The sequence below is a fragment of the Streptomyces sp. genome (genome assembly GCF_036566765.1).
Taxonomy (GTDB): Bacteria; Actinomycetota; Actinomycetes; order Streptomycetales; family Streptomycetaceae; genus Streptomyces.
In genome coordinates this window covers 1-8,579 of the sequence record NZ_DATCVQ010000664.1, presented here as the reverse complement: position 1 = coordinate 8,579, position 8,579 = coordinate 1, and the positions used below count along the sequence as shown (strand labels likewise).

Here is an 8,579-nt window from a genome sequence, read left to right as displayed (position 1 = left end):
ATGGCCGACCCGGGCGGCTGCGTCCGCACCTACGGCACCCGCGAGGATTTCCTCATCCCGTCCGCCTGCCTCAACTCCACCGTCTCCGGACTGATTTCGCGCACGGTGCTCCGTGCCGACCTGGTCGGCCCGCATGACTTCCACGGCGCGAAGTTCTACCGGGAGCTGGCGGACGCCGATGTGTCCGGCCACTTCCTCGACACCGTCGCCGAGCACTTCGACGAGGTCGCCGACGCGGTGGACGCCGAGGTCAAGGAGCTGCTCGCCGCGGACCGCGCCCCGACGTGGGACGGCTGGGCGGCCGTCGAGCGCATCAGCGAGGAGTACGGCATCCACGATGTGAACCTGGTCAAGCCGGGGGTCGGCGAGACCACACGCGTACTGCTGCGACGCGTCCCGTGGAAGATCCTCGCCAAGCGCGGCGCCGGCGCCGACCTCGACCACGTACGCCTGCTCGCCGAACAGCGCGGGGTCCCCGTCGAGGAGGTCGACGAACTCCCTTACACCTGCGTCGGCCTGATCCACCCCCAGTTCACCAGGGGTGCGACAGGCGCCGACGGCAAGGCGGTGGTGTCCCAGTGACCTCCTCCGCCACCGTCCTCGTCGCCAGCGACCTCGACCGCACCCTCATCTACTCGTCCGCCGCGCTCGCCCTCGGCATGCCCGACGCCCACGCGCCCCGCCTGCTCTGCGTCGAGGTCCACGAGAGCAAGCCCCTGTCGTACATGACCGAGACCGCCGCCGGGCTCCTCGAACAGCTAGCCGCCGACACCGTCTTCGTCCCCACCACCACCCGCACCCGCAAGCAGTACCAGCGCATCCACCTCCCCGTTCCCACCCCCCGCTACGCGATCTGCGCCAACGGCGGCCATCTGCTCGTCGACGGCGTCACCGACCACGACTGGCACGCCTCCGTCGTCCGGAGCCTCGCCGCCCAGTGCGCCCCACTCGCGGAGATCCGCGCCCGCTTCATCGAGACCACCGACGCCGGCTGGGTGCGCAAGCACCGCGTCGCCGAGGACCTCTTCGCCTACCTGGTCATCGAGCGCGAACTGATGCCCGAGGGCTGGCTCCAGGAGTTCACCGCCTGGGCCGGCGAGCGCGGCTGGACCGTCTCCCTCCAGGGCCGCAAGGTCTACGCGGTCCCCAAGCCGCTCACCAAGAGCGCCGCTATGCGGGAGGTCGCCCGGCGCTCCGGCGCCACCCTCACCCTCGCCGCCGGCGACTCGCTCCTCGACGCCGACCTGCTCCTCGCCGCCGACCGAGCCTGGCGGCCCGGCCACGGTGAACTCGCGGACGAGGACTGGACCGCGCCCAATCTGGACGCGCTCGCCCACCGCGGCGTCGCGGCCGGGGAGGAGATCCTGCGCCGCTTCGGCGCAGCGGCCCGCACCCACCGCACGACCCTGCCCGAGCTGCTCAGCGACGCCGCCGACGCGCTCCCCGACCCGGCCTGACCACCGCGGCGACGCGTATCCCTACGAAGCAGAGCACCGCGACCACCGCCATCCCGCTCCAGCGGGGCGGCGGTTCCGGCACCGGGGGCGCACAACGTGTCCATGAGGCTGTTGATCCATTTCTCCATGCCTCCATGGTGGAATTCCGGGCTCGCGGGCGGACTGCGGTCGGCCGCACACCTTTCTGAGGTTTTCCGCAGTACGAGCCCAGGCCTCCGCGACTAGCGTGGCGATCATGAAACGACTGGCTCTGAAGTGCGCGAGATGTGCCGTCGGGCTGGCCATCGGGGTCGGCAGCGCGGTCGTCGAGGTGCTCTGCGCGCTGCTCACGGGCGTGGTGCTGCTGCCGCTGCTCGCCTGGCCGCGCGGCAGGCGCGCCGCGCTGCGCCCGGTGACCGCGGTGGCTCGCTGGCTCGTGCGCTTCGAAGCCGGCCGGCTGGAGCGGTTCCACGACGTGCCGCTGCCCTCCGGCTACGAGGACTTCTACGACGACACGGACGCACAGGCCATGCGCTACCTCGCCCTGCGCTGGCCGCTCGGGCTGCTCGGCGGGACCGTCCTGTTCGTCGGCGCGTACGGCGGGGGCCTCACCCTCTTCGCGCTCACCGGCTGGCTGGTCACCGACATCGATCACCCCTGGTTGGTCGTGCTGAGCGGGGTCGGCGGGCTGTTCCTGGTCTTCCTCGCCCTCCAGGGGATATTCGGGGTCACCACCCTGGAGGAGCACCTGGCGGTGCGCTTCGTCGGCCCCAACCAGCAGGACGAGCTGGAGCGCCGCATCGAACAGCTCGCCGCCAGCCGCTCCGACGTCGTGGACGCCATCCACGACGAACGCCGCCGCATCGAACGCGACCTGCACGACGGAGTCCAGCAGCGGCTCGTGGCGCTCGGGATGCTGCTGGGCCGCGCGCGCCGCAGCCGGGAGCCGGAGCGGGCGGCGGAGCTGCTGCTCCAGGCGCACGAGGAGAGCAGACGGGCGCTCGCCGAACTGCGCGAGGTGGCCTGGCGGGTCCACCCGGCGGTCCTCGACGAGGCCGGGCTGAAGGTCGCCCTGGAGTCGGTGGCCGAACGCAGCCCGTTGCCCGTGCAGTTGACCTACGAGGTCGGGCGTCCGCTGCACAAGCAGGTGGAGACGGTGGCGTACTTCATCGTCTCCGAGTGCGTCACCAATGTCGTGAAGCACGCGGGGGCGACCCGGATCGACGTGTCGATCGCAGACGACGAGAGAGGAGACCTGATCGTGCGGGTACGGGACGACGGGGGTGGCGGGGCGGATCCGTACGGCGGCGGACTGACCGGTCTGGCCAGCCGGGTCGCGGCGCTGGACGGCGCGTTCGAGGTGGACAGCCCGGCCGGCGGGCCGACGGTGGTACGGGCGGAGCTGCCGTGCGAGTGATGCTGGCCGAGGACTCGACGCTGCTGCGGGAGGGGCTCGTACGCCTCCTCGTCGAGGAGGGCCACGAGGTGCGGGCCGCCGTCGGCACGGCGGTGGAGCTGGTGGCGGCGGTGGCGGCGGAGCCGCCGGACGTGGTCGTCGCGGACGTGCGGATGCCTCCGACGCACACGGACGAGGGGCTGCGCGCGGCCCTGGAGATCCGCCGCCGCTGGCCGTCGGTGGGCGTCCTGGTCCTGTCCCAGTACGTGGAGAAGCGGTACGCCACCGAGCTGCTGACCGGGGAGGCGGCGGACTCGGGGGCGGTCGGCTATCTGCTCAAGGACCGGGTGGCGCAGGTCGACGAGTTCCTCGACGCCTTGGAACGGGTGGGGGAGGGGCGGACGGCCTTCGACCCGGAGGTCGTGCGCCGGCTGCTGGTCCGCTCCACCCACGCCGACCCGCTGGCTCGGCTCACACCCCGCGAGCGGGACGTGCTGGCGGCGATGGCGCAGGGCCACACGAACGCGTCGATCGCGACCCGGCTGCATGTCTCGCAGAGCGCCGTGGAGAAGCACATCAACGCGATCTTCGACAAGCTGGAGCTGACCGGGACGACGGAGGGCTACAGCAGACGCGTGCTGGCGGTCCTGCGCTACCTGGGCGACTGAGGACGCTCGGCCCAGGGGGTCCCGTGCCCGCGGGCTCAGCCGCAGCAGCCGCCCCCGCAACACCCGCCGCCACCGCCACCGCCGGTGGGCGCGGGGCCGGCCTTCGCCGAGCCGCCGACCGCGACGGCGGAGAGCAGCTTGACGGTGTCGGCGTGCCCGGCCGGGCAGTCGGCGGGGTCGCCCGACTCGGCCATCGGGCGGCTGAGCTCGAAGGTGTCGTCGCAGGTCCGGCAGCGGAATTCGTAACGAGGCATGCGGACCAGGCTAGCGGCCCGGCGGAAGCCTCTCCGCGCGACCATGGAAGAGGAGGGTGCGGAACTCCGGACGGGGAGCCCCGCACCCTCACCGGGCGGAGCACCCGCTCGGCCCCCGCAAGCTCACCCCCGCCCGCTCCCGCCCCCGCGCTCCTCGCGGATCTGTTCGACGACGTGGGCGGCGGTGTTGCGGACGGCCTGGAGTTCGGTCAGGAAGTGCCAGTAGTCGGGGTGGCGGCCCTCCAGGGTGGCGACGGCGCGTTCCAGGCGGGCGACGGCTTCGTCGAGGGGGCGGGCGTGGCGCGGGTCGGGGGTGTTGCGGCCGTCCATGGCGAGCCGTTGGGCGTCGCGGACGGTGAACCGGGTCCGGTCGATCTCCTGCTGCGGGTCCTTGGCCACGGCATCGAGCCGGCGCAGCCGGTCCCCGGCCGCGGAGACGGCCTCGTCGGTCGTGTTGAGCAGAGCGCGGAGCGTGGCGAGGAGGCTCGTGGCATCGGCCCAGCGCTGCTCTTTGCGGGCCTTGGTGGCCTCGCGGAGCTTCTCCTCGGCCTGCCGTACGTGGTCGGCGGCCTGCTCGGGCACGTGCTGGAGGTCCTGCCAGCAGGCGGCGACGAAGCGCCGGCGCAGCTCGCTGAGGACGGGCTCGACGCCGCCGGCGCGCGTGGTGAGGGCCTGGGCGCGGGTACGGAGCGAGACCAGGCGCTTGTCGATCTCGGCGGCGCGCTCGGGGAGCCGCTGGGCCTCGGCCCGTACCGCCTCGGCGTCGCGCAGCACGCTGTCGGCGCGCTGGAGGGTCTCGGGGACGCCGTGCCGGCCGGCGCCCTCGTTGAGCTTGGTGAGCTCGGGGCCGAGCTGGGCGAGCCGGGTGGCGAGATCGTCCGCCCGCATCCCGGACTGGCGCACCGCGTCCAGCGCGGTGCTCGCCTCGCGGAGCGCCTGTCGCGCCCGCTCGACGGCCGGGGCGAGCCGTACGAGCTGCGTCTCCGCCTTGTCGAGCAGTGGCCCGAGCCCCTGCTCGAACCGGTCGAGCTCGCCCTTGACCCGTACCAGCTCGTCCTTGGCCCGGGTCAGCTCGGTCCGGGCCCGGGCGGCGACCGAGGCCTCCAGGTCGTCCCGGTCCAGGTCGTGCGCGTCCACGGCGGTGATGTACGCGTGGCTGACGTCGTCGATCCGCCGCCCCAGCGCGGCGAAGTCCTCCACCGCGCGGCGGGCCCCCGGCGAGCTGTCCACGGCGGTGATCGTCTCGATCGAGATCCGCAGCCCGCGCTGCGCGGTGTCCAGCTCGTAGAACGCGGCGGCCGCGTCGTCCTTCGCGGCCTGCGCCCCGGCCCGCTGGCTGTCGGCGCGCCCGCCGAACCAGCGCCGCGGCGTGCCCCCGCTCGCGAACGCAGCGGGCAGCATCGCGACGGCGAGCAGCGGCACCCCGATCATCAGCCCCAGCACGGCACTCGTCGCACTGCCCCTCGCATGGGTCGCCGCCACATCCCTCTCCCGTGCCGTGTCCGCCCTGCCCGGTTCATTCTCCCACCAGGTAAGGACGAACACACGGGTCCGTCAGTTCGCCGTGCGCACGACGACATCTCCGTTCTCGCTGCGAGCGGACACCTGGTTCGCGCTGCTCTTGTCGTCCGGCACCTTGACGCTGACGTCGCCGTTGTCGGCGGAGGCCGTGACGGCGTAGGAGGAGCCGCCCGGCAGGCGCACGTCGATGTCGCCGTTGTCGCTGGTCACGTCCACTTTCTGCGGGACGGCGCGGACGGCGAGGGTGACGTCGCCGTTCTCGGACTGCGCGGCGACGGTCTTAGGGCTCCCGCTCTCGAGATGGAGGTCCCCGTTGTCGGTGCCGAGGTCGAGGGGCCCGGCCCCGTGGTTGCGCACCCGGACGTCCCCGTTCTCGGTCCGTACGGTCAGCGGCGTGGCGAAGCCGTCGGCCGTCACGTCCCCGTTCTCGTCCTCGACGGTCACGACGACGTTGCGCGGCACGGTGACGGTGTGCCGGGCGCCGCAGTTGCTGGCGACGGCGTCGCACTCCAGCCGCAGCACGAGCTTCGAGCCCTCCATGCGCCAGGACGGGTTCGGCCCGTCCCCGAGAAACACCCACCCGTCGACCTGCCGGGTCACGCGGATGTCCTTGACGTCGCCCGGCACGATCTCCAGGTCCGAATTGTCGGAGTCGATCGTGAGCGTGTCGCCACTGAACGCGAAGCTCTTCCGCTCGACCGGCGCCCCGCCGACGTCGGCGGCCCCGCACCCGGTGACCCCGAGTGCGGCGACCACGACCCCGCCTGTGGCGAGAAGCGTGCGGATGCGGTGTGCGGACACGATGACCCCCGTTGTGAAGCGTCTGACTACCCCCTCAACCTAGGGACTCCACCCCAGCCCCCTCGATCCGGCCCCCCACCGCATCGATGGTGGGGTTACCCCCCGGCTCACCCCGCACCTGCGTATCGGTTTGCGGGAGACACCTGGGGGCCATGTACGCTGTTGCCTCATTCCACGGGTGCGTAGCTCAGGGGTAGAGCGCTGCTCTTACAAAGCAGATGTCGGCGGTTCGAAACCGTCCGCGCCCACCAGCAGGAAGCACGACAAAGGCCCAGGTCACCGGTACTGAACCGGGAGCCTGGGCCTTGTTCGTTCCTGGCCCGTGGGGCAGGGGGAGAGGCGTCGTGCCAGTTACGTGCCAGAAGCATCGTCGGACTCGGCCGGCCGAACCTTCCTGATCTGCTCGTCGACGTGGGCGGCGATCACGTGGTCACGGCCGTTCACGAGGTGCTGATAGATCAGCGCGGCCCGTACCGACGAGTGGCCCATCCGCTGCATCAGCTCGCGAGTGGTCGCACCGCCGGTCGCGGCGAGGGTGTTCCCGGTGTGGCGCAGATCGTGGAAGTGGACGTCTCCGAGGCCGGTCGTCTCAAGGGCCCGCAGCCACAGGCGCCGGAAGTTATTCCGGCGAAGCTGCCCGCCCCTGGCTCCGGTGAAGACCAGCCCGGTGCGGCCCTGCTCGGCGAACACGTCGAGATGAGCGGCCAGGCTCCCCGACAGGGAAGCAGGGAAGGCGACGGTGCGCACGCCGGCCGCGCTCTTGGGTGCCTTGACCAGGATGCCGTCTGTGCGGGTCTCGGCCAGCGCACGCCGCACGGCGACGGTTCGCCGTTCGAGGTCTATGTCATGGCGCTGGAGCGCAGCCAGCTCCCCAAAGCGGAGACCGGTGAAGGCCGCCAGAAAGATGAGCACCCGGAAACGCGCCGGCACAGCGTCTGCGAGCTGGAAGACCTCGGCGACGTCGAGGAAAGGCCGCTCGGCTGTCTTGGCCGCCCCAGCGCCCTTGATGCGGCAGGGGTTGCGCTGGATCAGCTCGTCGTCGACCGCGGTGTTCATGATGGCTCGGAGGATCTGGTACGCCTTGGCGACCGTCGGTTCACCAACACTGGACTCCAGAAGGCCGGCACGCCAGCGACGGATCTGCGGTGTGGTGATCTCACTCAGCACCACCTTCGCGAAGGTCGGCAGGATGTGCAGGCGCAGCGCGCTGCCGTTGCGTTCGCGGGTGGTCGCCGCGTAGTCGCGCTCTTTGAACCAGGCGTCGGCGTATACCCCGAAGAGAACCTTGTCGTCCGGATTCTTCCACCGGCCGTCAAGGATCTCCGCTTCCTTGCGGACGAGCCACCGGTCGGCATCCGTCTGCGAGGGGAACGTCTCGGGTGCTGATCGCGTCAGCCCGTCCGGCCCGTGGTAGCGCGCCTGAAATCGGCCTGACGGGAGCTTGCGCACGGCACCGAAGCGACGACGCTTCCCCTTGCTGTTCGCCATCAGGCCACCGCCCCGAACCGGCGGCGAGCGGTGATCGGCTGGACCGTATTAGCAGCCACGAACTCTTCCAAGGCCCGCTCAGGGATGCGGACATGGCGTCCCACCTTGACGAAGACGATCCGGCGCTCGGCGATGAGTCGACGAGGAAACCTCTCTGTCGTACCAAGGAGTTCGGCAGCCTGGCCCACGGTCAGCAGTCGGTCTGTCATGCAGATGCTCCGTCCAGGGCGAGTTGGTCTCGTAGGGCTTCGCGGGCGGTTTCGCGGTTGAGCTGGATGTCCCGTGCGATGGACGTGGCGAGCGCGGCTTCGCCGGGGGTGTGGCCGTGGCCTGCGTACTGCCAGGAGTTGAGGACGAGGACGGTGTCCGGCTGGATGTCGTCGAGGCCGCGGGCGGTGCGTTCTTGGGCGGCGCGGTAGTCGGCGCGGGTCTGGCGGAGTGCGCCGAGGGTGGTGGAGTACTGGCGGGACTTGGTGGAGAAGTGGCCGCGGAATCCGAGCATGTGGGCCCAGCGGGTCAGTGCGCGGTCCGGGTAGATGGGTTGGAGGGTGGCGCAGGCTTCCATGAGTCGGCGGATGTGTGCCGTGACGGGTAACTGGGCGAGGTCTTCGGCGAGGCCGGTGCCGTGGCAGCGGGTGCAGCGGCTCAGCGCGGAGCCGGGCACGGGGTAGCGGTCGGACAGGCCGGTGCCTCGGCACTTGCGGCAGTGCACGGCTGTGTCCACAGCTCCGACGGTCTCGGCGGCTTTGGTGGCGTACTTGGCGATGTAGGAGGCGACGGCTTGTTCGGTGATGTCGGAGCCGTCGCCGAAGGCTTTGACGGGGCGGACGTCGAGTTGGGCACCCCAGCGCAGGCGCCGGGCAGGCTGGTCGCTGGCGGCGGGGACGGCGACGGTGGTGCACGCGTGGGCAGCGGCGGCCTGGATGGCTTCGGTGAGGAGTTCGGTCGACGCCCAGGCCGGCGGCGGGGTCACGGGACCGTCCGGCCCGTCGAGACGGATCACGGCGTGGAAGTG

Annotated in this window: 10 protein-coding genes and 1 tRNA gene; 5 read left to right on the top strand and 6 right to left on the bottom strand. The window is 71.6% G+C overall.

Annotated elements, in window-relative coordinates; translation table 11 throughout:
• The 4 genes from VIU94_RS38640 to VIU94_RS38625 form a co-directional block, all read left to right on the top strand.
• On the top strand, nt 1-582 hold a 582-nt coding region (locus VIU94_RS38640), incomplete at its 5' end, for a cysteine protease StiP domain-containing protein (RefSeq protein ID WP_331919266.1).
• Nucleotides 579-1,457, top strand: a complete 879-nt coding sequence (locus VIU94_RS38635) for an HAD family hydrolase (RefSeq protein WP_331919264.1) — start codon at nt 579-581, stop codon at nt 1,455-1,457. The genes VIU94_RS38640 and VIU94_RS38635, both read left to right, overlap by 4 nt.
• 235 nt (nt 1,458-1,692) lie before the next feature.
• Nucleotides 1,693-2,853 carry a sensor histidine kinase gene (locus VIU94_RS38630; RefSeq protein ID WP_331919262.1) on the top strand — a complete coding sequence of 387 codons (1,161 nt, stop codon included), beginning with the start codon at nt 1,693-1,695 and terminating at the stop codon, nt 2,851-2,853.
• Complete coding sequence (locus VIU94_RS38625; protein ID WP_331919269.1) at nt 2,853-3,500, top strand: response regulator; 648 nt, start codon at nt 2,853-2,855, stop codon at nt 3,498-3,500. The genes VIU94_RS38630 and VIU94_RS38625 overlap by 1 nt, the downstream gene beginning before the upstream one ends.
• A gap of 35 nt (nt 3,501-3,535) precedes the next feature.
• On the opposite strand, the gene VIU94_RS38620 is transcribed toward VIU94_RS38625, so the two are convergent.
• The 3 genes from VIU94_RS38620 to VIU94_RS38610 all read right to left on the bottom strand — a co-directional run bounded on the left by VIU94_RS38620 (nt 3,536) and on the right by VIU94_RS38610 (nt 6,076).
• A complete protein-coding gene (locus tag VIU94_RS38620; protein WP_331919260.1) occupies nt 3,536-3,754 on the bottom strand; it encodes an FmdB family zinc ribbon protein in 219 nt (72 codons plus the stop codon).
• A 123-nt stretch (nt 3,755-3,877) separates the two neighbouring features.
• The gene (locus tag VIU94_RS38615; RefSeq protein WP_414721079.1) at nt 3,878-5,236 is read right to left on the bottom strand and encodes a hypothetical protein; all 1,359 of its coding nucleotides are present in this window, start codon (nt 5,234-5,236) and stop codon (nt 3,878-3,880) included.
• A 72-nt stretch (nt 5,237-5,308) separates the two neighbouring features.
• Nucleotides 5,309-6,076 (bottom strand): DUF4097 family beta strand repeat-containing protein, encoded by a 768-nt coding sequence (locus VIU94_RS38610; protein ID WP_331919258.1) that lies wholly within the window; start codon nt 6,074-6,076, stop codon nt 5,309-5,311.
• A 176-nt stretch (nt 6,077-6,252) separates the two neighbouring features.
• Between VIU94_RS38610 and VIU94_RS38605 the strand changes: the two genes are divergently transcribed.
• Nucleotides 6,253-6,327: transfer RNA gene (locus VIU94_RS38605), tRNA-Val, on the top strand.
• A gap of 100 nt (nt 6,328-6,427) precedes the next feature.
• Here the strand turns inward: VIU94_RS38605 and VIU94_RS38600 are convergent.
• The 3 genes from VIU94_RS38600 to VIU94_RS38590 form a co-directional block, all read right to left on the bottom strand.
• A complete protein-coding gene (locus tag VIU94_RS38600) occupies nt 6,428-7,564 on the bottom strand; it encodes a tyrosine-type recombinase/integrase (protein ID WP_331919256.1) in 1,137 nt (378 codons plus the stop codon).
• Nucleotides 7,564-7,773 carry an excisionase family DNA-binding protein gene (locus VIU94_RS38595; RefSeq protein WP_331919254.1) on the bottom strand — a complete coding sequence of 70 codons (210 nt, stop codon included), beginning with the start codon at nt 7,771-7,773 and terminating at the stop codon, nt 7,564-7,566. The genes VIU94_RS38600 and VIU94_RS38595 overlap by 1 nt, the downstream gene beginning before the upstream one ends.
• On the bottom strand, nt 7,770-8,579 hold an 810-nt coding region (locus tag VIU94_RS38590), incomplete at its 5' end, for a replication initiator (RefSeq protein ID WP_331919252.1). The genes VIU94_RS38590 and VIU94_RS38595, both read right to left, overlap by 4 nt.

Bases quoted from the DNA above. Each gene is read 5' to 3' on its own strand.
- VIU94_RS38630 (WP_331919262.1), top strand. From the start codon at position 1,693: ATGAAACGACTGGCTCTGAAGTGCGCGAGATGTGCCGTCGGGCTGGCC.
- VIU94_RS38625 (WP_331919269.1), top strand. From the start codon at position 2,853: ATGCTGGCCGAGGACTCGACGCTGCTGCGGGAGGGGCTCGTACGCCTC.
- VIU94_RS38620 (WP_331919260.1), bottom strand. From the start codon at position 3,754: ATGCCTCGTTACGAATTCCGCTGCCGGACCTGCGACGACACCTTCGAG.
- VIU94_RS38595 (WP_331919254.1), bottom strand. From the start codon at position 7,773: ATGACAGACCGACTGCTGACCGTGGGCCAGGCTGCCGAACTCCTTGGT.
- VIU94_RS38600 (WP_331919256.1), bottom strand. From the start codon at position 7,564: ATGGCGAACAGCAAGGGGAAGCGTCGTCGCTTCGGTGCCGTGCGCAAG.